29 protein-coding genes and 1 tRNA gene are annotated in these 26,260 nt (G+C 40.5%); 5 read left to right on the top strand and 25 right to left on the bottom strand.

The features are described 5' to 3' along the window. Positions 1–18: 18 nt before the first annotated feature. The 3 genes from BMX79_RS12775 to BMX79_RS04840 all read right to left on the bottom strand — a co-directional run bounded on the left by BMX79_RS12775 (position 19) and on the right by BMX79_RS04840 (position 3,681). Positions 19–1,746 (bottom strand): ABC transporter ATP-binding protein, encoded by a 1,728-nt coding sequence (locus BMX79_RS12775; RefSeq protein WP_091479775.1) that lies wholly within the window; start codon positions 1,744–1,746, stop codon positions 19–21. 77 nt (positions 1,747–1,823) lie between these two features. Further along, positions 1,824–2,762 carry an ABC transporter permease gene (locus BMX79_RS04845; RefSeq protein ID WP_091479773.1) on the bottom strand — a complete coding sequence of 313 codons (939 nt, stop codon included), beginning with the start codon at positions 2,760–2,762 and terminating at the stop codon, positions 1,824–1,826. A 16-nt stretch (positions 2,763–2,778) separates the two neighbouring features. Continuing rightward, complete coding sequence (locus BMX79_RS04840) at positions 2,779–3,681, bottom strand: ABC transporter permease (protein WP_091479770.1); 903 nt, start codon at positions 3,679–3,681, stop codon at positions 2,779–2,781. A gap of 395 nt (positions 3,682–4,076) precedes the next feature. Here BMX79_RS04840 and BMX79_RS04835 point away from each other — a divergent pair, with 395 nt between their 5' ends. Then, positions 4,077–5,702, top strand: a complete 1,626-nt coding sequence (locus BMX79_RS04835; protein ID WP_091479768.1) for a glutathione ABC transporter substrate-binding protein — start codon at positions 4,077–4,079, stop codon at positions 5,700–5,702. A 374-nt stretch (positions 5,703–6,076) separates the two neighbouring features. After that, a complete protein-coding gene (locus BMX79_RS04830; RefSeq protein WP_246117631.1) occupies positions 6,077–6,757 on the top strand; it encodes an Ltp family lipoprotein in 681 nt (226 codons plus the stop codon). A gap of 111 nt (positions 6,758–6,868) precedes the next feature. Here the strand turns inward: BMX79_RS04830 and BMX79_RS04825 are convergent, their stop codons facing one another. The 19 genes from BMX79_RS04825 to BMX79_RS04745 form a co-directional block, all read right to left on the bottom strand. Beyond that, positions 6,869–7,852: an aldo/keto reductase gene (locus tag BMX79_RS04825; protein WP_091479766.1), complete on the bottom strand. Its 984-nt coding sequence runs from the start codon at positions 7,850–7,852 to the stop codon at positions 6,869–6,871. A 188-nt stretch (positions 7,853–8,040) separates the two neighbouring features. After that, positions 8,041–8,319 (bottom strand): bacteriocin immunity protein, encoded by a 279-nt coding sequence (locus BMX79_RS04820; RefSeq protein WP_091479763.1) that lies wholly within the window; start codon positions 8,317–8,319, stop codon positions 8,041–8,043. Positions 8,320–9,249: 930 nt separating this feature from the next. Continuing rightward, the gene (locus tag BMX79_RS12500; RefSeq protein WP_170230963.1) at positions 9,250–9,399 is read right to left on the bottom strand and encodes a hypothetical protein; all 150 of its coding nucleotides are present in this window, start codon (positions 9,397–9,399) and stop codon (positions 9,250–9,252) included. 385 nt (positions 9,400–9,784) lie between these two features. After that, positions 9,785–10,291: a hypothetical protein gene (locus BMX79_RS04815; RefSeq protein WP_091479761.1), complete on the bottom strand. Its 507-nt coding sequence runs from the start codon at positions 10,289–10,291 to the stop codon at positions 9,785–9,787. Positions 10,292–10,333: 42 nt separating this feature from the next. After that, positions 10,334–10,699 (bottom strand): ArpU family phage packaging/lysis transcriptional regulator, encoded by a 366-nt coding sequence (locus BMX79_RS04810; RefSeq protein WP_091479758.1) that lies wholly within the window; start codon positions 10,697–10,699, stop codon positions 10,334–10,336. Between the two features lie 18 nt (positions 10,700–10,717). Beyond that, positions 10,718–11,167 carry an ArpU family phage packaging/lysis transcriptional regulator gene (locus BMX79_RS04805; RefSeq protein ID WP_091479757.1) on the bottom strand — a complete coding sequence of 150 codons (450 nt, stop codon included), beginning with the start codon at positions 11,165–11,167 and terminating at the stop codon, positions 10,718–10,720. Positions 11,168–11,627: 460 nt separating this feature from the next. Continuing rightward, positions 11,628–12,245, bottom strand: a complete 618-nt coding sequence (locus BMX79_RS04800; protein WP_091479754.1) for a hypothetical protein — start codon at positions 12,243–12,245, stop codon at positions 11,628–11,630. Positions 12,246–12,377: 132 nt separating this feature from the next. Then, a complete protein-coding gene (locus BMX79_RS04795) occupies positions 12,378–14,531 on the bottom strand; it encodes a phage tail protein (RefSeq protein ID WP_091479752.1) in 2,154 nt (717 codons plus the stop codon). A 19-nt stretch (positions 14,532–14,550) separates the two neighbouring features. Then, positions 14,551–14,940, bottom strand: coding sequence for a hypothetical protein (locus BMX79_RS04790; protein ID WP_091479749.1), 390 nt, complete (start codon positions 14,938–14,940; stop codon positions 14,551–14,553). Between the two features lie 90 nt (positions 14,941–15,030). Continuing rightward, positions 15,031–15,222, bottom strand: a complete 192-nt coding sequence (locus BMX79_RS04785) for a hypothetical protein (protein ID WP_091479747.1) — start codon at positions 15,220–15,222, stop codon at positions 15,031–15,033. A gap of 137 nt (positions 15,223–15,359) precedes the next feature. Beyond that, positions 15,360–15,668 carry a hypothetical protein gene (locus BMX79_RS04780; protein WP_091479745.1) on the bottom strand — a complete coding sequence of 103 codons (309 nt, stop codon included), beginning with the start codon at positions 15,666–15,668 and terminating at the stop codon, positions 15,360–15,362. Continuing rightward, on the bottom strand, positions 15,669–16,076 hold the full coding sequence (locus BMX79_RS04775; RefSeq protein ID WP_091479742.1) for a hypothetical protein: 408 nt from the start codon (positions 16,074–16,076) through the stop codon (positions 15,669–15,671). Between the two features lie 81 nt (positions 16,077–16,157). Further along, the gene (locus BMX79_RS04770) at positions 16,158–16,976 is read right to left on the bottom strand and encodes an AAA family ATPase (protein WP_091479739.1); all 819 of its coding nucleotides are present in this window, start codon (positions 16,974–16,976) and stop codon (positions 16,158–16,160) included. Between the two features lie 13 nt (positions 16,977–16,989). Further along, positions 16,990–17,793: a phage replisome organizer N-terminal domain-containing protein gene (locus BMX79_RS04765; RefSeq protein WP_091479738.1), complete on the bottom strand. Its 804-nt coding sequence runs from the start codon at positions 17,791–17,793 to the stop codon at positions 16,990–16,992. Between the two features lie 22 nt (positions 17,794–17,815). After that, positions 17,816–18,082, bottom strand: a complete 267-nt coding sequence (locus BMX79_RS04760) for a hypothetical protein (protein WP_091479735.1) — start codon at positions 18,080–18,082, stop codon at positions 17,816–17,818. A 124-nt stretch (positions 18,083–18,206) separates the two neighbouring features. Then, the gene (locus BMX79_RS12495) at positions 18,207–18,359 is read right to left on the bottom strand and encodes a hypothetical protein (protein ID WP_170230962.1); all 153 of its coding nucleotides are present in this window, start codon (positions 18,357–18,359) and stop codon (positions 18,207–18,209) included. Between the two features lie 14 nt (positions 18,360–18,373). Beyond that, positions 18,374–18,640 (bottom strand): hypothetical protein, encoded by a 267-nt coding sequence (locus tag BMX79_RS04755; protein WP_091479733.1) that lies wholly within the window; start codon positions 18,638–18,640, stop codon positions 18,374–18,376. 162 nt (positions 18,641–18,802) lie between these two features. Next, the gene (locus BMX79_RS04750) at positions 18,803–19,081 is read right to left on the bottom strand and encodes a helix-turn-helix domain-containing protein (RefSeq protein WP_091479730.1); all 279 of its coding nucleotides are present in this window, start codon (positions 19,079–19,081) and stop codon (positions 18,803–18,805) included. 35 nt (positions 19,082–19,116) lie between these two features. Then, the gene (locus BMX79_RS04745; RefSeq protein ID WP_091479728.1) at positions 19,117–19,317 is read right to left on the bottom strand and encodes a helix-turn-helix transcriptional regulator; all 201 of its coding nucleotides are present in this window, start codon (positions 19,315–19,317) and stop codon (positions 19,117–19,119) included. Positions 19,318–19,456: 139 nt separating this feature from the next. Here BMX79_RS04745 and BMX79_RS04740 point away from each other — a divergent pair, with 139 nt between their 5' ends. Both BMX79_RS04740 and BMX79_RS04735 read left to right on the top strand, forming a co-directional pair. Continuing rightward, entirely contained in the window at positions 19,457–20,128 is a 672-nt protein-coding gene (locus BMX79_RS04740) for a helix-turn-helix domain-containing protein (protein WP_091479725.1), read from the top strand. Positions 20,129–20,178: 50 nt separating this feature from the next. After that, entirely contained in the window at positions 20,179–21,324 is a 1,146-nt protein-coding gene (locus BMX79_RS04735) for a tyrosine-type recombinase/integrase (protein WP_091479723.1), read from the top strand. A gap of 364 nt (positions 21,325–21,688) precedes the next feature. Here BMX79_RS04735 and BMX79_RS04730 read toward each other — a convergent pair. Further along, a tRNA-Val gene (locus tag BMX79_RS04730) sits at positions 21,689–21,761 on the bottom strand. A gap of 141 nt (positions 21,762–21,902) precedes the next feature. On the opposite strand from BMX79_RS04730, the gene BMX79_RS04725 reads away from it, so the two are divergent. Next, on the top strand, positions 21,903–23,198 hold the full coding sequence (locus BMX79_RS04725; protein WP_091479720.1) for a hydroxymethylglutaryl-CoA reductase, degradative: 1,296 nt from the start codon (positions 21,903–21,905) through the stop codon (positions 23,196–23,198). Positions 23,199–23,377: 179 nt separating this feature from the next. On the opposite strand, the gene BMX79_RS04720 is transcribed toward BMX79_RS04725, so the two are convergent. Both BMX79_RS04720 and BMX79_RS04715 read right to left on the bottom strand, forming a co-directional pair. Further along, the gene (locus BMX79_RS04720; protein ID WP_091479718.1) at positions 23,378–24,847 is read right to left on the bottom strand and encodes a glycoside hydrolase family 1 protein; all 1,470 of its coding nucleotides are present in this window, start codon (positions 24,845–24,847) and stop codon (positions 23,378–23,380) included. A gap of 32 nt (positions 24,848–24,879) precedes the next feature. Beyond that, on the bottom strand, positions 24,880–26,256 hold the full coding sequence (locus BMX79_RS04715) for a glycoside hydrolase family 1 protein (protein WP_091479715.1): 1,377 nt from the start codon (positions 26,254–26,256) through the stop codon (positions 24,880–24,882). Positions 26,257–26,260: the final 4 nt, after the last annotated feature.

Raw genomic sequence — 26,260 nt, 5'->3', positions numbered from 1 at the left:
TAGGGTGCATGTTTTAATTTACTGCATGACCCAGTGATTTGCTTTCACTTCCTGTAATGTTTGGCCTTCTAGAGATATTTCGACTGAATCGTCATGTGAAAATGACGCATCCGTTGCCGTATAGTGCGGATCTGGTACAGGTATTGCTGACAGCAATTTCCTTGTGTAATTATGCATCGGATTTGTAAAGAGTTCTTCTGAATCAGTCAGCTCGACGATCTGACCTTTGTACATAACCGCTACTCGATCAGACAATTTTTTGACGGTTGCCAGATCGTGAGCAATAAAGAGATAAGTCAGATTCAGTTTGCGCTGCAGCTCTTCTAGAAGATCCACTATTGTCAGCTGGACGGATGCATCCAGAGCAGATAAGGGTTCGTCAAGGACAATGAATTCCGGTTCAACAGCTAGAGCTCTTGCGATACCGATACGTTGACGCTGCCCCCCTGAAAATTCATGTGGGAAGCGCTGGCTGAATGATTTATCCAGACCAACTAAAGTAAGCAGTTCTTCTACACGTTCTCTGCGCAGTTTCTTGCTTTTAGCCAGTTTGTGGATGTCCAGTGCTTCTCCAATGATATCTTCAACTTTCTTGCGGGGATTTAATGACGAATACGGATCCTGGAAAACAAACTGGACCTTTTTCCTCATTTCTTTCATCTGTTTCTTCTTATAGGTATTCAGGTCTTCTCCCTCAAAAAAAGTTTCCCCACTCGTTGCTTCGTGCAGGCGGAGAAGTGTTCGTCCAGTAGTAGACTTTCCTGATCCGGACTCCCCTACCAGTCCAAGCGTCTCTCCTTTATAAATATCAAACGATATGCTGTCAACAGCTTTTAATGTGTTCTTTCGTCCAATAGGGAAATGCTTTGCCAGCTTGTTGACTTCCATCAGTTTTTCTCGCGTACCGGAATAAATCTGAATCAGCTTCTCTTTTGACTCAGGTGATTTTTCTTCATGCAGATTAGGGATGGCCGCCAGCAGTTTCTTTGTGTAATCTTCTTTGGGTGACGTAAATATTTCACTAGTCGTTCCACTTTCAACTACTCGTCCCTGATTCATAACAACGATTTTCTCACACATATTGGCAACTACACCGAAGTCGTGAGTGATCAGCAAGATAGATGTCCCTGTTTTTTCCTGAATATCTTTCAACAAGTCCAGGATTTGAGCCTGAATCGTTACATCTAAGGCAGTTGTCGGTTCATCTGCAATCAGCAGTTTCGGACTACAAGCCAATGCAATGGCAATGATGATCCGCTGTCTCATTCCACCAGAAAACTCAAAGGGATACTGATCAAATCGTTCATCAACGTTTGGGATCCCAACAAGACGCATGATTTCTTTAGCTCTAGCAGCTGCTTCTTTCTTTGATGCATTTTCATGAATACGAATCGTTTCGGAAATCTGTTTCCCAACTTTCATCGTAGGGTTCAGTGAGGTCATCGGGTCCTGGAAAATCATACCGATGTCATTTCCTCGAATTCTTCTCATTTCTTTTTCTGACTTGCTTAAAATGTCTTCCCCGTTGAACTTAATGACGCTTTCAGAGCCAACCTCTGCATTATTTCCCAACAGCTGCATTATGGCACGGGCGGACACGCTCTTTCCACTTCCAGATTCGCCCACGATTCCGATCGTCTGTCCGTGGTCAATGTCGAATGATACATCTGATACCACTTCCAGAAGGGAATCTCCAGTAGAAAATGAAATTCTTAGATTTTCTACTTCAAGTAATTTTTCTTGCACGTTTCTTCATCCTCTCGAATACACAATCTATGCTCGGGCAGTTTAGTCGATGGCCCGTTTAATTTTTCTATTCATATTTAATTCAGGTCAATACGTTTATTGAGCAGACGATAGATGATATCAACCAGTATATTTACGAAAACAAAGAGGAAGGCAAAGACCAGTACCCCTCCCTGGACAATCGGAAAGTCCCTTGCCCGGATGGAGTTGATGATCAGTCGTCCCAATCCATTTATGGCGAATACCGTCTCTGTGATGACCGCTCCACCTAGAAGCGACCCGAACTGAAGGCCTACGACAGTAACTACAGGCACCATTGCATTACGTAATGCATGCTTGTAGATGACTTTTTTCTCACTGACACCTTTTGCGCGTGCCGTTTGAATGTAATCCTGCTCAATGACCTCAAGCATACTTGACCGTGTCATTCGGGCAATGATTGCTGAACCGGCCGTTCCTAATGTGATGACAGGCAGGATCATCTGCTGAGGGGTGCCCCATCCTGAAGCCTGGAACCAGCCGAACCCCTGGAACCAGCCTGTCCCTATGACCAGCCACTGGATAAGCATGAGTCCCAGCCAGAAGTTAGGCATGGACAGACCAAACAGCGCACCGATCATGAGCGTGGAGTCGATAAATGTATACCGCCGGACAGCTGATACGACTCCTGCAATCAGCCCGATAAATACCGACACCAGCGTACTGTAAAATGCCAGCTCCACAGTGGGAGCCAGTCGTCCAAACACTTCTGTAGACACTGCTCTCCCACTTCGGATCGAGCTGCCTAAATCGCCTCTTACTACACCGCTGACATAATTATAGTACTGGACTGGAACAGGATCATTTAATCCCAGACGTTCTCTCGCTGCTTCGAGCTGTGCAGGAGAAGCACTCTCTCCAGCCATAATCTGGGCCGGGTCTCCAGGGATTAGAAGCATCATACTGAAAGTCAGTACGGTAACCCCAATCAGTACTGGAATAGTCTGTACTAGTCGCTTACCTAAAAATTTCAACACAATAAATTCCTCTTCTCTAGTTTTTCGTTTTCGGATCCAATGCGTCTCTCAATCCATCACCAAAAATATTGAATGCCAGTACGACTACCACGATAGCCAGTCCCGGTATTGTAGACACATGAGGAGCGTCCCACATGTAGTTACGTCCATCACTCAACATTGCACCCCATTCAGGTGTAGGCGGCTGTGCACCCATTCCCAGGAAAGACAGACCACTTGCAGTCAGGACAGATGTCGCAATATTAAGTGTTGCCTGAACAATAATAGGAGAAAGTATATTCGGCAGCACATGCATGACAATGATTCTGAAATCACTCGCACCCAGCGCTTTAACCGCCTCAATATACTCCAGCTGTCGAACTTCCAAAGTAGATCCTCTGGAAATACGGGCAAAAACCGGAACCGAGAAAATCGCCACGGAAATGATGACGTTATTCATTCCGCCGCCAAGAACACTGACAATGGCAAGTGCCAGCAGGATCCCTGGAAAAGCTAGTAAAATATCCATTAAACGCATAATGATCGTATCAACCCAGCCACCGAAATACCCTGAAATAATACCTAAGGATACTCCTGCTGTCATACCAATCAGAACAGAAGAAAAACCTACTCGCAATGTGATACTCATCCCATGTATGATTCGACTGAAAATATCTCTACCAAAGTTGTCTGTACCAAACCAGTGCTCCAGTGATGGGCCTACAAGGCGCGCATCATAGTTCTGTGCGTTCGGTGAGTAAGGGGTCAGATATGGCCCTATTAAGGCAGTTAGTATGAGTAGGATAATCAGCGTTCCACCAATAAGAGCTGACTTGTTACGGTAAAACTTTTTCCAGAAATCCTGGAATCTGACAATATTGTGGTTAACGGGCTCCTGCCCAGTCGGACTGCCCGAATTTAAATTAACTTCTTCCTGCATAACGTTTATTCCTCTCTATAATGAAAATGTACGATTTTAACGTATATTCACTTATTGAATATTAAGTGAATAAAAATACTTATAACCACTTATATCTAATAAGCATTTTTTTCTATTCTTACATACTGAAAGGTTTTTTGCAACTCAATTTGAAGCATTGGATTAAATAATAACAATAATTCTATTAGAGAAAAACCATTATAAACAACTCATGATACAATTAAATCATTATTTCTCTAACCTGAATTTTATTTTACCTAATACAATTAGATTTAGATTAGAGAAAGATTCCAAAATATTAATAAATACCTTGACCTTTATTTTTATCTAAGTTATAGTATGGTGTATATTTTAAACAAGCAACATAGGAGAACGAAAAGGAGAGTGCATTAATAATGAGAAAAGTGAATAAACGATCGTTGTTTTTCACATCATTGACTGCTGCAGCGCTTTTGCTGGCCGCATGCGGAACAGATGACAGTGACCCGATTGATGATGGTGCTGATACTGATGAAGGAACAGAGGAAGGAACTGATACCGAAGGCGCACAAGGTGGCGATTTGATTATTGGACAACTATCTGACGCCGTATCATTGGACCCGCACGGATCAAATGATACACCTTCCAGTAACGTTGCTTACAATATTTACGAAGCTTTACTTATTCAAGACGAAAACATGGAGCTTCAACCTGGATTAGCTACAGAATGGGAAATGGTTGACGATTTGACATGGCAGTTCACTTTGCGTGAAGATGTTACCTTCCATGACGGTTCTGAATTTAACGCTGACGTTGTTCAGGCCAACTTTGAGCGTATTCTTGATGAAGAGATTGCTTCTCCAAGAGCCTTCTTATATGAGATGGTAGAAGAAATCAATGTTGTCGATGACTATACTGTCGAGTTTGTGACAGAGTATCCATTCTCACCACTTCCAGCACATATTGCTCACAATGGTGGAGGACTGATGTCAGCAGAAGTCATCGCAGAAGACTACGAAGCAATTGAGAATGGATCTGAACCAGGAAGTGTCATCAATGAGAACCCTGTCGGTACCGGACCATTTGTATTTGAAAGCTGGACACCGGGTGACGAAATCGTTCTTAACAGAAACGAAGATTACTGGGGTGGCGCACCAGCACTTGATTCCATCACTTTCCGAGTCGTTCCTGAGGGATCCACTCGTCTAGCTGACCTTGAAACAGGTGCGATCCACATCTCAGATCCACTTAGCCCGTCTGATGTTAGTCGTGTAGAAGGTACTGACGGCATGTCTGTCAACAGCCAGCCATCTGTTGGTCTATCATACATCGGATTCAATGCTCAGAAAGAGCCATTCGATGATCCATTGGTTCGTCAGGCTATCTCTAAAGCCATTGACAAAGATACAATCATTAACGGAATCTACGATGGTGTAGGACTTCCAGCAGAGAGCCCGTTAGCTCCGGATGTCTTTGGATATGACGAAAACGTATCTGGTCTTGAGTACAATGTTGAAGAAGCACGTGAACTGCTTGCTGAAGCAGGTTACGAAGATGGCTTCTCTACTACACTCTGGACGAACGATAACCAGGACCGTATCGATACGGCTACAGCAGTACAAGCACAACTGCAGGAGATCGGCATCGATGTTGAAATCGAGCAGGTTGAATGGGGTGCGTATCTTGAGGATACTGCAGCTGGAGAGCACGATATGTTTATCCTGGGCTGGACTACAGTAACTGGTGATGCAGACTACGGTATGTATCCACTGTTCCACTCTGATAACTATGGCGAAGCGGGTAACCGTACATTCTTCTCTACTGATGAACTGGATTCATTACTTGAAGAAGCACGCCAAAGCTCTGACGAAGACGAACGTCTTGACCTATACAGCAGAGCTCAAGAAATCCTTGTAGACGAAGCGCCTATGCTTTACATCCACCACCAGGAATTCCTTCTGGCTGTAAGTGATGATGTAGAGGGACTATGGCAGCATCCAACAGGTATCTTGATGCTGAGAGATGTGTCATTGAACCAGTAACATTACCATTCTCTTCTATAATGAATAGCAAGAAGCGCCACGATGTCCTGCTCAGACATCTGTGGCGCTTTTTTCTCATCGACTGCATGAATTACTTCCGACATGGATCAGCATCCAATCAGTAAAAGTCATTAATCCACTGAGGTTAGCCTTTAATATTATTGTGTTAATATGTTATAATTACTTAACATTATGTAAACGCTTTATATTTTGTTGCTTTCATTTTTTAGCCAGTTAGCCATCCACCTTTTTTCTTCTATTTCAAACCGACTTTACCGGAAACTTCTTATTCGAACACACCCTATCCCCCACTCAGACGTGAACCATCATGACAGCCTCTCATCGCTATCACTTTAGAATCAAAGGAGGAAAATATGAAAAAAGTACTTATGCTGTTAAGCTTCAGTGTTCTGTTTCTCGCAAGCTGCGGCGAAGAAGTAGAATCATCAGAGGACAACACACATGAAGAGATTATTTCAGAGCTGGAGTCAGACTTGGAAGCAGCGAATCACCAGATCGAGTCCCTGGAATCCGAGCTGCTTGATGCTCAACAAGAGATAGAAGATCTAGAAACAGCTCTGGCTGAAGCTCAGGAGGAAAACGAAGAAGTACCAGATCAGGACAGCGAAGAAATCGTAGAAGACACCGTTGAGGAGCCTGAAGAAGAAACTATCGTCACAGAAACAGAGGAAGAAGAACCTGAAGAAGTTGCCAGTGACGAACCAGCTGAGGAAGAAGCCAGTGAACCATCTGAACCTGAAGGAGAAGTATCCAGAGAATTTAGAAATGCATTAGGATCGGCTAACAGCTATCTGGACTTTACCAGCTTTTCAAAAACCGGCCTTTACGATCAGTTGATTTTCGAAGGCTACCCTGAAGATGCTGCTCAATATGCAGTAGATACTGTAGAAACCAACTGGAGTGAAAATGCGCTCCAAAGTGCTATAAATTACCTGGACTTCATGTCTTTTTCAAACCAGGGATTATATGACCAGCTGATATATGAAGGCTATACTGCAGATCAGGCACAGTACGCGATAGATAATTTGCCTTAATCCGTTCGGTGATGTGAGGCAAAACGATATGAGATAAGAAAATTAAAACAACAGACATCTTTCCTTTAGTTCTAGAGAAAAGATGTCTGTAGATTATTTACAGTTTAGCTTTTACCATGCATATGCTTCCGGTGCTCTACCCCCAGGACCAGGGAAAATTCTGTCCAGCTCGTCCCTCACATCATCTGACAGGTCGATTTTAACAGCTTTGAGAGCCTGTTCTAGCTGGTCCATTGTTCTAGGGCCGATAATAGGCGCTGTAACTGCCGGGTTCGCCAAGAGCCACGCCAACGCAACATTAGGTTCCGATTCACCCAGTTCCTCGCACAATTTAGAGTAGGCTTCTAATTGACTGCGCTCCTGTTCAGAAAGACTAGCAGCACGCTGCTCACCTCTTGAACCAGGTTCCGGATCAAGAATCTTACCGCTAAGTAATCCACCGCCAAGAGGACTCCATGGAATGACACCAATACCCAGATCTTCTGCAGCAGGAAGAACTTCAAGTTCAGGCAGCCTGCACAGGAGGTTATATTTATGCTGCTCGGATACGAGACCGAGAAAATGACGCTTCTCAGCTTCCGCTTGAGCGAGTGCTAAATGATACCCTGCAAAATTACTTGCTCCAATATAATACGTTTTTCCCTGATTGACTAACGACTCGAACACACCCCATATTTCTTCCCAAGGCGCATGCCGTTCAATATGGTGCATCTGATAAAGCTCTACGTGATCTGTCTGAAGTCTTTTGAGTGAGTGATCTAGATGCCGACGAATTTTATAGGCTGAAAGACCGCCTTTCTGATTGGGGCCATCTGTTTCATCTTCCATATCGCCATATGCTTTAGTTGCCAGAACGACTTTTTCCCGTCTTCCACCACCCTGTGCAAACCAGCGGCCGATAATCTCTTCAGTCTGCCCACGATTTCCACTGCCACCGTAAATATTAGCCGTATCGAAGAAGTTGATTCCAGCATCAAGTGCTCTGTCCATTATGTCGAACGCATCCTGCTCACTCGTATACGGCCCAAAATTCATTGTACCCAGACAAAGCCTGCTGACTTTCAGTCCCGTTCGGCCTAAATAAGTATATTCCATCCTGCTTTTCCTCCCTGACTTGTTATAATCGCATCTTTCCATCAAACTTTATCACTATTTGTGCAATAGCTCAATCATATTGAATCCGTTATCATTATATTCAAGAGTAACTTTCCTTAATCGCATCTAGTCACCCTGATATAGTTACTTTTCATTATTTCCCAAGTCCATCAATGGAATGATCGGACCTAGAAAGGAATATGGATTCTAGAGGTAATGTGCACAGTTTGTATTAAATCATATAAATTGTTTAAAGACTCAGGAGTTGTTAAGTTGTTTCGTACTGAAAAGAATGAAATTTCTCTTCTAAGACGAACACATACAGGACGATAGTCATGACCAGAAGTTATCTGTTTCGCTGCATGAAACAGCACTTCATGCATATGACTATCTTTTTTCACTTCTGGATCAGAATAAGCGATGCTCATTGCATCGATGATTTTTTCTGCATTATCTTTTTTAGCCATCCTGTCTGATACCCCTTTTTTATTTTAAAACTTTGATAGTCTGAGCTAATTGCCGCTTATCGGAGCGAATTTGTCATAAGATGGTTCTTGGAACCCACTCATTGCTTCTTTTCATCTCGAGTTGGTCGCAAGACACATCTTAGAACCCACTCGCCGGATCTTTTCTCTCGACTTGTTCGCAAGACGCTTCTTAGAACCCACTCGCTGGCTCTGTTCATCTCGAGTTGGTCGCAAGACGGATCTTAGAACCCACTCACCCGCTCTGTTCATCTCGAGTTGGTCGCAAGACGCATATTAGAACCCACTCACCGGATCTTTTCATCTCGAGTTGGTCGTAAGATGCATCTTAGAACCCACTCACCGGATCTCTTCATCTCGAGTTGGTCGTAAGACGCGTCTTAGAACCCACTCACCGGATCTGTTTATCTTGAGTTGGTCGCAAGACGTGTCTTAGAACCTACTCATCATCTCTTTTCTCTTGAGTTGGTCCCAAGACGCATCTTGGAACTCACTCAGCGGTTCTTTTCTATTGAGTTTGTCACAAGATTTAAATTTAGCTTACATGAAAATCATGCGACATTCAAAAATCATCATTTAAGATTAAATTAGGATCACGGGAGCCATCGAGTGGTCTGGCACTAAACAAATAATGCCACAGAAATCACAGACACCTATCGTCAGTTTAATCCTACCGCATAAAAAAAGACCTGCACACTAGTTGTGCAGATCATCCGATACAAATCTCTTATGGTCCTTACTGGGCATAAACACAATATTTTAAACAGTTTAAACGAGTGTCAAATACAAGTATATATTATAGAAGAAACTATCTAAGCGTATTTTATAGAGTTAATCAATTTAAAAGTATCATGCAGATAAAACATGCAAGCATTACTGCAACACTAATTTACCTCAGGGCCAGGTATTAGATCACTCATTGAGTGGTCTTTTTTTATTGCTAATCGTGTTTTGTTTTGTAATTCTGATCAGCAGCGTTGCATAGCTACTACTCTTTTTTTGACTAATAGCTGTTACTTCTTTTTGAGTATATGCTCTTTTTTGAGCGTCTACTATTGCCATAGCTAACTTTGTTCTGTTCAGTAATGGCGTTTCATGAATGACGTAACGATTCGTTAGGTTAGGTCTGCTGAATTCTCAGCAACCCTTAACCTTTGTACTTCTGCTCAAAATTGAGCGGATCAATAGACCGATAGAATATCCGGCCAACCGTAGACCTCTCCACTTTAAGAGACATCTCCCCAAAATTGGGGAGACCCTTAGACCCGTCCAGTTTTGGACATATCCCCTCAAGATTGAGGAGATCTATCTGTGTTTGTTTCGTAACGTTGCATTGAAACGCTCCGTTTCAAAAGAGCCCAATCCATTGTTGGACCGGGCGTAATCTGTGTTGTTTTGTAATTTCAATCGGAGCGCTAATCGTGTTTGTTTTGTAATCAAATTACTTTTAAATATCTACTTCTGCTTTAACTGGTTTGCCATCTATTGTACCTGTAATAAAAATACCATCTTTTTTATCTTTAGGAATTTTAATTTTTCGCCTAAAATTTATAAATTTAAAGGTCCCCCCCAGGTACGCGCACCCGTACCTAACATAATAGTAATCTTTGTCTAAGTCTTTAATAATTTTATGTGGAGTTACTCTAAGAGAATCTCTTCCTAATGGTCGTAACTTGATGCTTTTTCTACGATAATGTTTTTCTGCTGTTCTTTCTGTTTTACTTCCTAAATAACCTCCTATAAATCTGTTTTTATAATATTTAACAGCTACAGCATTTATTTGTACCTCAAAGTTACTTTTATTATGTAGCAAAACCTCTATACTGCCGTTATCTGCTTCATGTTTTAACCCTATCCTAACTTTATTGTTTCTTAAAGCTAAATATATCCCCGTTGCTGTGATTATTCCGGTGATCCATTCAGCAACTGATCCCCATTGAATATTAGATGACAATTTCATCACTCCTTTAATTAGAGTATATCAAAAGAAGGTTCCTCAATCTTCATAAACTAATAGTTCTCCATCTCTATAATACTGAGCAAACTCTATTTCTCCTTTTATCCAGGTCTTGGAATATATAGTTTGAGAATACCCCAGCTTGTCTTTCTGCTCTGACTTATGAGATATTTCCAGAGTTATGTATCGCTGCTCTATAATCTGTCTACTCTTACTATTTACTTTTTCGACTGCAACTCTTATAGCTGTTAACTCTTCTAAGCATGATAATGACAACTCTGAAAAATGCTGTCTGCCGTAATATTCTAACTCTTCTTTAGTCGGCGCTATTCTTTGTAACTGCTTATACCTTTTTAATACGTTCTGACTATTTTCCCTGGTTTTCTTTTGATCTATATCAGCCATTGAGACACCTCTTAGAGTCTATTCTTTGAAAATCAGTAGTTCTCCTGCTTTATAAGCCTCTGCGAATTGTAACAACCCTCTTTTTAAGTAGCTCCTAAAGTCTTTTAGAGATACATGTAAAGCCGCTGCCATCTCTTTCTCAGATACCCCTTCATACTTAAAATTTACATATTTTAGCTTCAATGCTTGCAGACACTCTTCTTCTACAGTCAATAGAGCCTCGTCTATTTCTTTTATCTCCTGAACAGCTTTATCTCTCTTTAATACGGCTTTACTCACTTTATCAGAATGTCCACCGTTCCCCCGGATATGACCATTAATGTACAATGAAGACCTCTGAGGATCCGCACGTAATACCGTTTTCGCTTGCAGACTTCTGTACTTCCTCATAAACTCCCTAGCGTTCTTTATCGTTTCAGGCTTATCAATCTCTTGAAATATCCAGGTAGAAAAAATATCATTTTCCAATAAGTACGCCTCCTGTAGTTGCCCGGCTGAACATTCAGCACGGGTGTAATTTAAGTCAACCTTTGTCAACCCGCTCAAAAATGAGTAAGTTCATTTATGCCATCATCCCAATAATTTTTCATGCCAACATTTGCCAACATAAATGCTAGGGTTTGCTAGGGTTATGCTGACATTTGCTAACATTTTTCACCGTGTGGTTTATCGATTTATGCTATCATTTGCAAGCGTCCTAGAGCCGATTAATACCACGATTTACCACAGCCAAAGCCTTGCAAAACCTAACATATCACTAACATTTACCAACATAATTACTAGCATTTACTAGCATCTATTAAGCCTTTTAATCCCTCTAATAAGCTGTTTTCTGCGTTGCAACGTTTTGCGTTGCGTTGCATGGAGCGTTGCATCAAATTTAGAGAAAGAACACAACAAATTTTGCTGTGCTCTATCCCTTATTTTGTTACTCTTTTATGTGCAATTTATTACTGTGATCCTCATACAGATTGTTGAACTTTTCTTCATCGCTCCATAGAATTCCCAAGTAACTAGTCTTATTAGCCTTGTCTTCATCACCCCATGAACTCTTGTTATTCTGGTCTAGTGTTCGAACGATATTATGCGCTACGTTCTGAAGCTCTTTGAGCACGTTTACCTTTTCTTTTGTGTCCACTGAGTATGTTTGTGCATAATGAACTGAATTAGATGCAGCATGATCTTTAATCGCTTTAAGCATAGTGTAGTTATCCTTGTGCTTAGCTTCCAGCAACTGATAATCTTTAGCTTGTAAGCGAATAGGACTATTGAACAATGCTAGGTCTTGATCTAAGTCTGCACCGTTCATGACTGCCCAATTATTCAACTCGTTTTCGTACTCGTTAATAAGGTTACTAATGTCATGCCTGATGGTAGAAGCTGGCTTTTCATCTTTTAACTTATCTAGTTTTAGCTCATAACTATTCTTTGAGATTTCTCCTGACTTATACAGATTGTTGATTTCCGCTTTCTTTTTATTGTAATTATTCAGACCTTCTTGGTATGTGACTACTATTTTCCTTAACTGTTTCAAATATTTACTCATTTTTTCAGCTCCTAATTTTTTGTTTTATTGCAATCATTCATGCAATGTTATTAATGTTTTAGAAGAAAGCTTGTCCCTAAACGCTAATACTAAGGCGTTTTGACTTATGCAGTTTAGAGACAGATACTCTCATTAATGTTGTCTCCATCTCATTCCATTTTGCATTTGTTGACCAAGCTCTCTATTCATTTTATCTACCATTCTTCTTGTTACTATTTGTTCTCCGTCTATATAAAAATCCGTGTCTTTTCTTATCAGATCCCGGATGTAACTTTCGATTCTAGCCAGGTCCTCTTTATAGTTAGTGCTATTATTTCTGGAAGCCTCCCCACCAGTCGTAATAATTTCTTTAGTTGTTGTAGCTGCAGCTCTTGCTGTGATGTCAGGCATCTTGACATTATTTAATGCCTTAAGTGCAGAGCCAATTGTGCCTTGTAAGCTATTTTCTATTTTTTGTTTTGTTTTTTGTTCCTCAGACTCAACCCCGACTACTAAACCTTGAGGAAGCATCTTACCTATTTCGTCTCTGAAGACTCTTGAGGGAGAATTGGTATCAAATATACCTTTTACCCAACCAGTTACATCTCCAAAGAACTCGCTGACCTTTCCGCTTAGCCATCCACCCATATCTTTGATACCGTTCCATAAGCCTCGCACAATATCTTTACCGATGTCGAATAAGTCTATTTTCAAAACCTCGTCTAGGATAGCATCGCTTATTTCTACAACAGCCGATATAACTTCATTTACGATTGATCCAATACCTTTTATCAGTTCCCAAATCAAATCAGCTCCCGCTATTAGTAAATCAGGGCCATATTCAATGATTTTATTCAGCAGATTTACCATCAATTCAACTGCACCAGCTACCAAATCAGGTATTCTTTCAATCAAACCATCTTTAAGTTTGATGACCAATTCTTTCCCTCTCGCTACAAATTTAGGAAATTCTTCTTTGATTCTATTAATCAAATTAGTAAGCATAATTATTCCTGATTCTAGAAATTCAGGTGCTTTTTCTGCTACACCTTTGACAAGATTGGATACCATTTCAATACCCATTGAGATGAGCTCTGGAAGTAACGTTTGTATTGATGTCAGAAAATCATAGATAACAAATTGCAACGCTTCAAACACTTCGCTAAAGCTCCCCGTGCCGTTCAATAAATTTCCAAAAGCAGAGGTCAATTCATTTACTGAATCTCTTAAAACTGCAGAAGTGTTGTAAACATAAATGAACAATCCTACTAGAACCCCGATCACACCAATTACTAAGCCAATCGGACTAAATAGAGCAGCGAATACCCCTTTAAGGACCCCTAGGACACCGCCAGCATTCGAAACAGCTGTAACTAGTCCTGAGATGGTGCTTTGAATAGCTAAGAACTTATCGATCATAAATGATCCGGCTAACAGGAGCGGACCAATTGCCCCGGCTACTAATGCTATTATTCCAGCTAATCTTTGTTGCTCTTCAGATAAGTTACTGACCCAGGTCACAGCATTTCTGATAACATCCAGGATACCGTTAATAGCTGGTAAGAAAGCCGTCCCCATTTCAGCAGCTACATCAATAATTTCTGCTTTTAATAAGCCCATTTTTGTTTTAGCGTCTAGGTTTTCCTCTGTGTATGCCGTTAAAGCATCCCCTGATTGAGCGTACACTTCAGCAAGTAAGACTTGTGTCCGGATCTGATTATTCATCTCATCGTCTGCGCCCATTAAGCCCATCTCAACAGCTTTATTTTTTACTGTAGTAGCATCCAGCTGAATACCAAGCCCTTGCAAGCTCTTATATTGTCCTGTGATCGCTGAACTGAGTGCATTTGTGACATCTTCAGCACTATGAGTACCACTGTTAAAGTTAGCCAGTGCCCCAGCTACATGCATGAATTCACCGGTCATTCCTGTAGCTTCTTCACGAGCAAAACCCATCGGAATTAAAAGGTCCTGAATTCCTGAAGCCATTGACCGTGCTTCTGTTTTGGTCGCTGGTGTCAGCTTCTGGAATTCCTTGATAAATGCATCCGACTGATCGGACATGCCTTCAAAAACGGTATAGTACTTCGCTTCCGTCGCTTCCAGGTCCATGGCTGCTTTCCCCATGCCGATAGCCATTCCAGCAAGGGGAACCGTGACATACTTCGTCAAGTTCTTCCCTGCGTCTTTCATCATGCCCGATATACTCTTTGCCATGTTTCCAAATTCTTTATTAATTTCCCCTGCGCCTTTCATGGCCGGGGCTTTGTCTAAATCAACATCAATTACCACTCTGCCGTCAGACATTAATTACTCCTTTCTTTTGTTAGGAGCGCCTTCTCTTTGCTTTTTTCATGAGACGTTCCTTTCTTTTTAGTTCTCTGATTTTCTTTCTTTCTACTTTCTGCTTGATCTGTTCCATCATTCGAGGGTACTCAATACATAAGCTGATGATTGAAGGGAAAACCTCGTATATCTGCTTATATGCACCCTCTCCAAGGATCAGATCATAAGTGCTTTCTAGTTCCTCATTGACTTCTTCAACAAGCTGAGGCTGGCTAATTTGCCCTGTCTGGTACTGATTTACTATCTTTCTAACTGCACGGGTTACCTGGTCAGCCTTTTTAAAGGTCTGGTCCAAGTGCTTAGCGTTGTAATCAAAAGTAAAGGTGAGGTCTGCAATGTGAACATCAATCGATTCGTTTTGTTTAGTCATTTGTCTGATCCTTTCAATAAAAAAAGACAGAAACACCCTAAATTAATAAGGTTGCTTCTGTCTCCGTCTGTACGGTCGCCAGTATTAGCATTATTCAATTTTCATGGTGTTCTCCACTGATACATGAGTAACAGCGTTTTGATGAACCTTTAGTACCACTTTCCCAAACTCAGGTAGCTTGATACGCTTGTAACTGTCTTTTTTTATGATTACTACATCTTTGCCGAGGTCTTGATTATCAAGTATCTCAGCAATAGATTTATTAAACGATTGACTCCCCATATCATACCTTCTTTACTTCAGATTTGATTTTACTTGCAAGAATTCATGCAACGATTGCCCCCTAAGTACCCTTTAATCGGCAATATCCCTTATGAAATCACTCCTTTCACTGCTTAGTTTCGAGACAAGGTATACCGTTACTGCTTTAATTTAATTGTTTTCAGCTTTCTAACTCGCTTGTTCATGTTGATTATAGAGTGTTGCAGCGGTACGATTGCTTGCTGTCTCTGCTCTTCATTCTGGATAATGTAATACCCTTGGTGGCCTTCAGTACGGCCTGCGCCTATCGGTATATCATGTTTGAGTATCAGTGTATGGATCACTGACATGACTTCTCTTTGTGATAAGCCGGTACGCTCTGCAATTTCCTTCGATTTTACTGGTCGCTTGTTGCCTTTAGGGATCTGCATTAACACATTTTTCTGAATAATACTTAACTCAGCCAATTAGATCCCCCCTTTTACGTCGCTCAATATTTCTTCGATCAGCTTGTACAGATTTACATTTCTCTCGTCCATGACATCAGTAAAACTGTCTAGTACGTTATCTTCAGAAAAAGAATCGTCTCTTGAGGCTTGTGCAAAGAGCTTATACAGTGCATTTTCATAGGCTACTGTATCTCTGGCCAGTTTCGATAACTCTGTGAATGGATCTTCTTCTTGGCCGCGGATGCTTCTCATGATCTTTATAGCTCTTTGATTCTCTTGAATCATACGATAGACGCTTGTGACTATATGAGTATCTCCTTCGACTTCTCCAAAATAACTATATAAATACTGAGCATTCACATGTTCGTACTTCTGTAACACAAGGCGTTTAATTTCTATTTTTAGTATTTCTAAATCTGTAAACATAATTTTCCTCTTTCCTTTATAAGTTTAGCCGCATAGCATTTTATTTAACGCCAGGAGAGGGCAATAAAGCCCCCTCTCAGCTTATTTTACTGGTCGTTGACGCTTATCTACTGTTTCCTTAAATGTGACTGTATACCCCTTAGAATGAGCCAATATCCTCGATATAATTCGTTCACCATAAGCCTGTCTCAATTTTGCCCCGTCCAGGTTAGTAGTAATAATCGTTGAGCGGTTCTCTCTGGCCTGTAAGATACTGTTCAGCTCTCTTATAGTGAAGTCTGAAGCTGTTTGTTTATACTTCTCTGAAGAACTCGTTTCAGCACCTAAATCATCGATAACAAGGACGTTTGCTTTTGCAGCGTCTTTTGCTATCTTATTTACCGTCTTATCAAGGTATGAATCATTAAACCCTGCCCTGCGCTCTTCCAGGAAAAATTGATAGTCTAAAAACATGCAGTGTTTATTGACGTCTAGTTTTAAAATCTCTTTTAACATTCCCATGGCTAAGGTTGTCTTTCCTGCTCCCGCAACACCATTTAATATTACGTGAGCTGTCTGACCATCATTGATAGCTAAAACCGCCTGACGGGCTATATTTAAGCCATTCTCCGTTTCTTTATCTACAACCTTGAAGTCTCTTAAATTGCGCTGGAATATTTCTTTATCTTTAACAAGTGAAGAGCCCTTCATCCGATTGACTGCTTTAAGTTGGTACGCCTTTTCTGTCCATTCCTTTCGCTGCTCTTCTTCCTCTTCCTGCTTCTTGTTAGATATGCAGTGACTACAAAAGAGCTTTTCCATACCCTCGACTTTTTTACCTGTCATATATTCACCGCATGTATCACACTGCTGATCTGACTGGTAAAATAGTTTGCCGTATTGTGTAAACGTCTCTATCATTGGCTAGCCCCTTTCAAAATGGTAGATTACTGTACCTGTCGTCTGTTGGTGTTGGCTCGTATAAATCATAATCATCAGACCAACATCCTTGAGTAAGCCATGTCGTAGGATGCTTAATATACTTTTTAGGTGTATCTTTTTGTTCGACCTCTAAAGCATATTTTTTAACACCTTCCATGATCTCCTCAAAGGTAGCTTCATTCTCGTCTATTACTTTCTCAAATAACTTAGCTGCTTTCTGTTTTGATTTCTTGTTAGGGTAGACTTTCCAGAAGTCTTCAAAAGAAGCAGTCTGAGTATCAGATTCTGTAGAATAATTGTCTGATTCTGTATTACTTAACTCTTTCTCTAACTTATCTTTACTCTTACTTATCTCTGGTGGAGATTTGTCTTTACTTTTGTCCGGACAAATGTCCGCTGTTTCAGGTAATGATTTCTTTTCATCCTCTATTCGCTTCCTGTAAGCTCTTTTCCTGTCTGCCTCTGTAGAGGATTCACCAATGAAGTTCTGAATGTCAGTGATGAAAATTGCTCCATTGTCCATTACTTCTATCAATTCGAGTTCTTTAAATACTCGTATAGCCTTCTCGATATCCCCCACACTATGACGAGTTACCTGAGCCAATATAGTCGAGTTATACGGGATCCTGTCTTTAAACATCAACTTGCCTTCGTTCTTCAGACTTCTAAGATATAATTTTAGCAAGATGTTTGAGTACATATATCCATCCGGCATGCTTTCAAGTACAATCATTGAATCATCTTCAAAGAAGTTTTCTTTCAATTTAAGATAATAATACTTCTTGTTATCGCTCACTCTTACACCTCGTCTTTTCTCTCTATTCTCGTCCTAATACCTCTTGAGCCTCAGTAGCCAGCTCATCTATCTCATTCAAATTTTCGTGAATTAGATTTATCAGTGCATCATGTCTCTTACCTATCAAAGTATCAACTGAGTAAGCCAATTCACCGTACTTTTTTTCTTTAGATAGTTGTTTGATTTTTTCTAAATCATCGCCCAAAACCGATAACAATACGGTGGCGTAATCTTTTTTGATCAATGTTGCATCTAATAGATCTCTTGCTGCTAAATTTTGTTCTTCCATGGTTTATAATCTCCTTTTGTAGTTGTTTTTGGAGACGACAACCTTTATAATAAAGAAGTAGACATAATCTCTAAAATATTGGTTTAGCCGCCAAGTAGTCATTGCCTTTTGAGTTCTGCAAAACTCAAAGGCTTTTTTCTTTGTCTTTTTCCTGCTGATCGATCTTTTTAAGACCTTTCTTGATTCCTAGCATGTAATACTTCTCAAAGTTCCAATCGATTTGCAGATATTCTTCCATTGATTCAAGTATGATTTTCGCTTTTTCTTCATCAGTCATGACACTCACTCCTTTCACCACTCATTCATAATCTCACGTATAACCTCTTTCGCTTCTTTGACCGGGTACCAGCGCTTACCGCCATCCCGTTTAATCATGATCTCTTTCATTCGTGGATCACTTAATATCTCTTCTAAGGTACTTGCGCCCATGTCCATCTTCTTTCTTAAAGTAGAAGCAGTTACATACCATAGTTCATTAATCTCTAGCAGCGCCTCTTGTGTCTGCCTTTTTACTTCTTCCCTTACTAAATCTTCGTTTATTTTCAATGTGACTTCCATGTCATCTTTCGCTCCCTTACCTATCTAGTTCTATCTGTCCTAACTCCAACCAATAGTAATCTAAATGGCTTAACAATAGTATTTTTACAGCTAAATTCCGTACTTTTGATATATAAGTGCATGTTTCTTTGCATTTCCCCCGGCCCAATGAGGTTATTTTGTTTATTTCTCGTACTTCTGCATAAAAAGTACGATTTCTTTCTTTGCTATAAATTTTTTGCCGCCTATCGTTATGGTTTTTAGTCCATAGCCACTAATAAAGTTCTTCAGTGTATTGAAGCTGACACCTATATAGGCTGCTGCTTCTTTATAGCTCAAGTAGTCCTTAGAATTGATCTCTTGCCTGCCGAGTTCATGTAATACTTCACGTGCTGATTTTCTAAAGATAGCCTGGATCTGTTCTTCTAATTCTTCTGATAAGTCCAATTGCACTTTTGCCATATCATCACCCCTATTATACTTTTGACACTTTAAAATTAAAAAAATATTTTGTCTATAGTAATATTCTTATCTACAGTTGTTAGAAGTTCTTTGATTTTGATTTTTTCTTTATCTGTAAACGGCGTCTTTCCGTGCTCCTTGTTAAAGTATGATGTTAGAGAAATATCAAGATATTTCGCCATCATAAGCTGATTATATCCCAGCATTTTCCTATAACCGGCAATTTTATTAGCCATAAAATCACTCCTTCCATTTTATATTTGAAACTTTTGATACTCTTATTATAATCTCTTCTTAAAATAATTTCAAGCATCAATTGAAACTTTTGATACTTTTTGCTAATATTAACCTATCAATTGGAATTGAGGTGAGCAAATGAAAGAAACAGATAAAATTTTATTAGGTGGTAGAATTGCTTCTATTAGAGATTCACACGGACTTACCTTAGAAGAATTCGGGAAAAGAATAGATAACGCAACTAAAAGCAATGTATCTAAATGGGAAAAAGGAACTGTTATTCCGAATAGAAAAAGACTCCAAATGATTGCTGATTTAGCCGGTATCCATGTCAATCAACTGAAGTATGGCGAATATGGTAGATTTGTAGTTAGAATGTTTTTGCAAGAATACGAGAAATTTAAAAAAAGATACGAGAACATGCCTGACGGATACTTAATACTATCTACGTTTGACTTTAATGGATGTATTGCTTCTTTCCAGGAGTGGGCAGAAGAAAATAAAGATACTATCAATTACGACGATAAAAAAATGAAAAGCAAAGCAAATGAATTAATTTATGAGTGGGCCAGCAAAAGCGCTATGTCTCCTAAAGAGAGTAATGAATCTTCAATTAATAAAGTAATTAAATCATACCGTCGTATCCTGATAGAGCTGGAAAACGATTATTATTATGGATATGAGAATGAATCTGGTGAAGTTGAGCGCAAAATAAGAGACGGAATGGATCCGGAAATATTTCGTACTGCAGAATCTATCATAAGTAATTCAATTAAACAATTAGAACTATTAAAGGATATGATCAGTTAACCCCCCTTTTACATACCCCGGCCCTGAGGTATACAAGGGAGAGAAACACCATGTTAAAGATAAAAAGCTACACTAAGAAAGACGGCAAAACCTATTATAAGTTCCAGACATACCTGGGAACAGACGAGACTGGGAAAATAGTTAGAGCAGCAAGACAAGGCTTTACCTCAAAGGCTGCAGCACGTAAGAAGGCCATGGAGTTGAAAGCGGAGTACCAGGAGTCAGGCTATCAGAAACCGACTTATGAGACGTTTGAAGAGATCTATAAGCTATGGTTTGAAGCAGTCTACCAGGATGAAGTAAGAGAGAGTACGGCTGTTAAAACGAAAGAATTGTTTAATAATCACATCCTAAAGGATCTAGGACCGATGAGGATTGCTGCTATTACACCGCAACACTGTCAGAGTGCAGTAATTAAGTGGAGTGGTAAAACATCTAAGACTAAGGTCATGAAGAACTACTGTCAGCGTATCTTCAACTATGCGAATGTCACACTAGGGATCATTAAGAATAACCCTATGCGTAATGTCGAAGTACCTAAGACTAAGAACAGCAACAAAAGAGAGTTTGACTTTTATAATAAAGAGGAACTGAAACAGTTTCTTGAAGCGGCCAAACAGGAGCAAAACCCTAAATGGTTCGTACTGTTCCGCCTGCTGTCGTTCAGCGGGATGAGGAAAGGTGAGGCGCTGGGATTACAATGGAATAAGATTAATTTTGAGGATAAGACTGTATCGATCGATCAGACACTGGCTAGAGGTGAAGAGGGAGAATTAATCATCCAGGACACTAAAACATCGTCTGGTGAGCGTATGATTTCCTTAGATGATACAACCCTTAAGATACTGAAAGAATGGCGTACAACTCAAAGACTAGACTATCTGAAGCTAGGTATGAACACAAATAAGCCTGATCAGCCAGTATTTACTAATCAGGAGAACAACTTTATCCAACATGCTCATGTTACTACAGTCATGAATCGGATCATTAAGAAGCACGATCTGAAAAAGATCACTACTCATCAATTGAGACATTCACACTGTTCACTTTTATTTGAAGCCGGAGCAACGATCAAAGAAGTACAGGAGCGCCTGGGCCATTCGTCCTATGAAGTGACCTTGAACATCTATACTCACGTTACACCGGAGAAGAAAGAAGAAACGGCTGATAAATTCGCTCAATACGTGGGCTTTTAAAGGTATATGTACATGCTGCAAGCTGAAACGGGCTTAGAATCGTCATTAGTAGCCGAGGTGAAAATCCCCCACGGCTATCCGAGCGCAATTCTGCAATGGGCAAAGGTAGAGAACGCAAAAAAGAGAGAGCAAATAGGAAGCTCCCTCTTCTCTACACATAGTTACAAAACAATATAGTTTTGTAGTTCACTCGAACGTGTCCCACGAGTAAATTATACCACAAAGCCCGGTACAAAGGCAATTCAGACTATGAACCTTTGTTCGCATGCAAGTATACTATGCAAGGGTAATAAAAAAGAAGCCTGCAAGCGTTGTAAGATTCCCGTCATACCAACGTTTGTAAGGCTTCAATATCAAAATAGTATGGTCCTTACTGGGCTCGAACCAGTGACCCCTACCTTGTCGAGGTAGTGCTCTCCCAACTGAGCTAAAGAACCGTTATTGGGTCATTACTAATAAGAGTATACTAGATTTTGCCTACTTTGTAAACAACTTTTCAATCTTAAGCAGTCCTTCCTTTTCTTTTACGATAAATTCGTTCATAATGGTTAGGAGAGAATCAGGAAGGAACCGGTGTAATGGATACAACTAAACTGAGTAAATTTTATAAAAAATCACATGAAGAAAAAATCAGTGCACTTTTTGAAGCGGGTGTCATTTCAGATGAAGAGAGACAGACCCTTTTATCAAATAATCTGGATCTGAACCTTGAAACAGGCAGCAATATGATCGAAAACCATCTGGGCAACTATTCCCTTCCTCTAGGGGTTGCCATGAATTTCGTCATCGATGGCACAAACAAAGTGATTCCAATGGCTATTGAAGAGCCGTCCGTTATTGCAGCAGCCAGTTTTGCGGCTAAAATCATCAGTACCGGAGGCGGATTTTCAACGGACGTTCCAGACAGACAAGTCATCGGTCAGGTGACCTTAAAGCACGTCGGCAACATGGCTGAGGCCAGAGAAATCGTCCTGAATGCAAAACAGGCCATTCTAGATCGAGCAAATGAAGCTCACCCTTCTATCGTTAAACGAGGAGGTGGAGCTCGAGATCTGACTGTGCGTATTCTTGAAGAACCAGCTCTGCCGGGATTCCCTGCTTTCCTTTCTGTTCATCTGCATATCGATACGAAAGAAGCTATGGGGGCCAACATCATCAACACCATGATGGAAGGCATTGCGCCTTATATTGAAGAACTGACAGGCGGAACTGCCTTGCTTCGCATCCTTTCCAATTATGCGACAGAAAGTCTGGCAACTTCACACTGTGTAATTCCAGCGCATGCGTTAAAGACCGGAAAATACACCGGTGAAGAAGTCAGAGACCGCATCATTGAAGCCACTCAGGTAGCGACGATAGACCCATATCGTGCCGTGACTCATAATAAAGGCATCATGAATGGGGTGGACGCTGTGGTTGCCGCTACAGGAAATGACTGGCGCGCAGTCGAAGCCAGCGTTCATGCCTATGCCAGCCGAAGCGGGCAGTACCGGTCGCTGACGACATGGGAGACGAATGAGCAAGGCGACCTGACCGGTTCACTCACACTCCCACTCCCAATTGGAACAGTAGGCGGCGCTATCTCGATTCATCCAGCCGCTCAGTTGTCTCATACTATCCTAGGCCATCCAAACGTAAATGAACTGGCCGGTATCCTGGCTTCAGTTGGACTGGCTCAAAACCTTGCGGCTGTCAGAGCCTTGGTGACTGACGGCATTCAAAAAGGCCACATGGGACTTCATGCCCGGTCTCTTGCCATTAGTGCGGGAGCTAAAGGCGAGCAGGTCCAGCAAGTAGCTGATTTGCTGAAACAGGCGCCATATATGAACCTGGATTCAGCTAGATCGATACTAAGGAATTTAAAGTACAATTAAGTAAATTTATATGAGTCTGTATTAAAAATTTCCTAATAAAAAAATTACATTATACAAAATGCATTCCCATTTTGTTTCCTTATAATAGGAATATAGTGGGAATGCATTTTGTAATTTTATTTAAAATTACTCGGATACAATTCAGATAAATAAAGCTTTTTCCCCAGCATTATCTATTCTTACATTATTAATCTTTCATCTCTAACATTAATTCCTTTTGATCCAAACTCTAATAATTCTGATAACTCTTCAGAAACACTAAATGCATTCGTATCAGCTACTTCTTTAATCCAGTAGCCTGATTTTTTGATTGTTTTGACTTGAGTATGGATGTTGTTGGAAATGAATCCGTAACGGTTTCGATAAGCATTCATCCATGACCAGCTGTCGATAGGAGTCCACAAATGATAGCCGAAACAGTTGGAACCTGCTTTGATGCCTTCTGATACCCAATATAGGTGCTCCTGAATGAACTGAATACGGTATTCATCTTCAATCATGCCGTCCTTGTTTAACCAGCGTTCCTCACGTGACACGCCCATGCCGTTTTCTGATACAAACCATGGAATGTTGTTATAATTATCCCGCACATTAATGGCAATGTCGTAAAGGGCTTTTGGATAGATTTCCCATCCCTTATCCACGTTCATACGTCTGTTTCGTTTTTCATAAGAATCATAGTACTTTGTCGGCATCCAGTCTACTGTTAAACTATTGGGAGAGACCGTGGGCTGTTGGACACGATTCGGGTGATAGAAGTTCACACCCAGCACATCAATCGTATTGTCGAGAATGACTTTTTCTTCTTCGATTGTCGATTCCCATAGCACGCCGTCTCTTTCTAATACATCGATTAACTCCTTAGGAAACACCCCATGAATGGATGGATCTAAAAACATTTGATTGCACCATAAATCCGCAAAGCGAGCGGCTTCTACATCTTTTGCTTCCAAAGTAGCCGGATAAGAAGGCGTCAAGTTTAAAATGATACCGATGCGTCCCTTAGGATTCGTATTCACTTCTCTGAATTTTTCAATAGCTTTGGCTGAAGCTAACACTAAGTTGTAAGCCACCTGAACGGCTTTTTTACCATCTCTCACCAATGGGTAGTGGAACTGGTATAAATACTGTCCGTCCACGACGACCATCGGCTCATTATGAGTGAACCAGTCTTCTACTCGGTCTCCAAACAGCTTAAAACATTGTTCGGCGAATTGAGCAAACAGGTCCACAACATATTTAGATTCCCATCCTCCGTATTTATGATACAGTTCAGCTGGAATGTCAAAGTGATGCAAATTGATGACGGGACGAATCCCATTTTTTAGAAATTCATCGATGAGATCATTATAAAAACGGACCCCATCTTCATTTAACGTGCCTTCTTCTAAATCGTCGATTAAACGGCTCCATTGGATAGATGTTCTCACTGAGTTCAAGCCGATTTTTTTCATCATCGTAATGTCTTCTTTAAAGCTATTATAGAAGTTTGAGGCTGTGTCTGGTCCTACGTTATTATAGAAGGCATCAGGGTCAATTTCATACCAATGATCAAATACATTGGCATGCTTTTTGTTAAACCTGCCTTCACTTTGAGGACCCGACGTGGCTGCGCCCCACCAGAACTTTTTTGGAAATTCAATTTTCATAATTACCTGACTCCTTCAATTAAAGTTTCTTTTTATAATTTGCTTCCATTAGAGGAAGTAACTTGTTTCATCCAGTAAAAGCTCTTCTTAGGAATACGCCGTAAGTCCTTTAAATCATGATTCTCACGATTGACGTAAACCATCCCGTAACGCTTACGCATATCACCTTGAGAACTTAAAATGTCGATTAATCCCCATCCTAGATAGCCAATACACTCGACGCCATCAATTAATATCGCATCTTTCATTGCCTGGATGTGATCACGGTGATAATCAATTCGATAATCATCTTGTATTTGTTCGTCTTCTGGTAACTCTTCAATAACACCAATCCCATTTTCAATTGGGAATAGTGGAAGACGGTAACGAGCATACATATCACGCATAATCAACCGGAAAGCTAATGGGTCAATTTGCCAATTCCACTCTGTTCGGTCAAGGTGCGGATTCTCTTCTCCACCGTATTTAGGATAGGACATAATAGGTATCCCATCAGGAATATTCTGTCCGTTAATCACGTTACTTGAATAGTAACTGAATGCTAACCAATCGCTTTTCATTTTCTTAATCTCTTCTAAATCATCTTCTTCCATTATAGGTGTCCATCCCTTTTCTTCAAGGTAGTTAGTGAAGTAAGCAGGGTACTCACCGTGAGTAAAGGTATATAAAAAAGCATGATTAGTAAAATCATCCAGCAAGTCAGCCGCTAAGGTATCCTTTGGATGTGAAGATGCCGGGTAGAAGGGACTGTAAGCGACCATCCCACCAATTTCACAATCTGTGGTTTCATGTAAGTAATTAGCTATCTTCGCATGAGCGACCATAGCATGGTGCTGAATCTGGTACATGGCTTTTTCACTAAATTCAGCATTCAGGACTCCTGCGACACGGAAAGTAATACCAGGGTTAGCGAAAAGGTCATGTTCATTAAATGATAACCAATATTTTACCTTGTTTTTATAACGATCAATTAATATTTTCCCGTAACGTACAAATGCATCTACAATATTTCTTGATAAGAAACCATCATATTTTTCAGCCAAAGTTAAAGGCATATCAAAATGATACATGCAGATCATAGGCTCAATCCCGCGTTCAAGTAAGGCATCTATAAATCGGTCGTAGAAAGCAAGTCCTTCTTCATTTACTTCGCCATCACCGTCTGGAATGATCCGTGACCATGAAATTTGAAATCGATAAGCATTCATACCCATTTCCTTCATCAAATCAAAATCTTCTTCGTAGCGGTGATAACTATCTGTAGCTATAGACCAGTCCGATGTATTCTCTCCTGCTTCTCGGATGTCGTAAACTGATGGTCCTTTGCCCCCTTCATTTACAGCACCTTCTGTTTGCATGCTTGATACTGAGTTACCCCATAAAAAATCTTTTTTTAATTGTTTTGACACTATA

The sequence above is a fragment of the Alkalibacterium pelagium genome, from assembly GCF_900109325.1.
GTDB lineage: Bacteria > Bacillota > Bacilli > Lactobacillales > Carnobacteriaceae_A > Alkalibacterium > Alkalibacterium pelagium.
The sequence above is the reverse complement of the archived record's forward strand: the minus strand, read 5'-3'. Positions and strand labels throughout refer to the sequence as shown.

Bases quoted from the DNA above. Each gene is read 5' to 3' on its own strand.
- BMX79_RS04840 (WP_091479770.1), bottom strand. From the start codon at position 3,681: ATGCAGGAAGAAGTTAATTTAAATTCGGGCAGTCCGACTGGGCAGGAG.
- BMX79_RS04835 (WP_091479768.1), top strand. From the start codon at position 4,077: ATGAGAAAAGTGAATAAACGATCGTTGTTTTTCACATCATTGACTGCT.
- BMX79_RS04830 (WP_246117631.1), top strand. From the start codon at position 6,077: ATGAAAAAAGTACTTATGCTGTTAAGCTTCAGTGTTCTGTTTCTCGCA.
- BMX79_RS04825 (WP_091479766.1), bottom strand. From the start codon at position 7,852: ATGGAATATACTTATTTAGGCCGAACGGGACTGAAAGTCAGCAGGCTT.
- BMX79_RS04820 (WP_091479763.1), bottom strand. From the start codon at position 8,319: ATGGCTAAAAAAGATAATGCAGAAAAAATCATCGATGCAATGAGCATC.
- BMX79_RS12500 (WP_170230963.1), bottom strand. From the start codon at position 9,399: ATGGCAATAGTAGACGCTCAAAAAAGAGCATATACTCAAAAAGAAGTA.
- BMX79_RS04810 (WP_091479758.1), bottom strand. From the start codon at position 10,699: ATGGCTGATATAGATCAAAAGAAAACCAGGGAAAATAGTCAGAACGTA.
- BMX79_RS04800 (WP_091479754.1), bottom strand. From the start codon at position 12,245: ATGAGTAAATATTTGAAACAGTTAAGGAAAATAGTAGTCACATACCAA.
- BMX79_RS04795 (WP_091479752.1), bottom strand. From the start codon at position 14,531: ATGTCTGACGGCAGAGTGGTAATTGATGTTGATTTAGACAAAGCCCCG.
- BMX79_RS04790 (WP_091479749.1), bottom strand. From the start codon at position 14,940: ATGACTAAACAAAACGAATCGATTGATGTTCACATTGCAGACCTCACC.
- BMX79_RS04785 (WP_091479747.1), bottom strand. From the start codon at position 15,222: ATGGGGAGTCAATCGTTTAATAAATCTATTGCTGAGATACTTGATAAT.
- BMX79_RS04775 (WP_091479742.1), bottom strand. From the start codon at position 16,076: ATGTTTACAGATTTAGAAATACTAAAAATAGAAATTAAACGCCTTGTG.
- BMX79_RS04770 (WP_091479739.1), bottom strand. From the start codon at position 16,976: ATGATAGAGACGTTTACACAATACGGCAAACTATTTTACCAGTCAGAT.
- BMX79_RS04760 (WP_091479735.1), bottom strand. From the start codon at position 18,082: ATGGAAGAACAAAATTTAGCAGCAAGAGATCTATTAGATGCAACATTG.
- BMX79_RS12495 (WP_170230962.1), bottom strand. From the start codon at position 18,359: ATGACTGATGAAGAAAAAGCGAAAATCATACTTGAATCAATGGAAGAA.
- BMX79_RS04755 (WP_091479733.1), bottom strand. From the start codon at position 18,640: ATGGAAGTCACATTGAAAATAAACGAAGATTTAGTAAGGGAAGAAGTA.
- BMX79_RS04750 (WP_091479730.1), bottom strand. From the start codon at position 19,081: ATGGCAAAAGTGCAATTGGACTTATCAGAAGAATTAGAAGAACAGATC.
- BMX79_RS04745 (WP_091479728.1), bottom strand. From the start codon at position 19,317: ATGGCTAATAAAATTGCCGGTTATAGGAAAATGCTGGGATATAATCAG.
- BMX79_RS04740 (WP_091479725.1), top strand. From the start codon at position 19,457: ATGAAAGAAACAGATAAAATTTTATTAGGTGGTAGAATTGCTTCTATT.
- BMX79_RS04735 (WP_091479723.1), top strand. From the start codon at position 20,179: ATGTTAAAGATAAAAAGCTACACTAAGAAAGACGGCAAAACCTATTAT.
- BMX79_RS04725 (WP_091479720.1), top strand. From the start codon at position 21,903: ATGGATACAACTAAACTGAGTAAATTTTATAAAAAATCACATGAAGAA.
- BMX79_RS04720 (WP_091479718.1), bottom strand. From the start codon at position 24,847: ATGAAAATTGAATTTCCAAAAAAGTTCTGGTGGGGCGCAGCCACGTCG.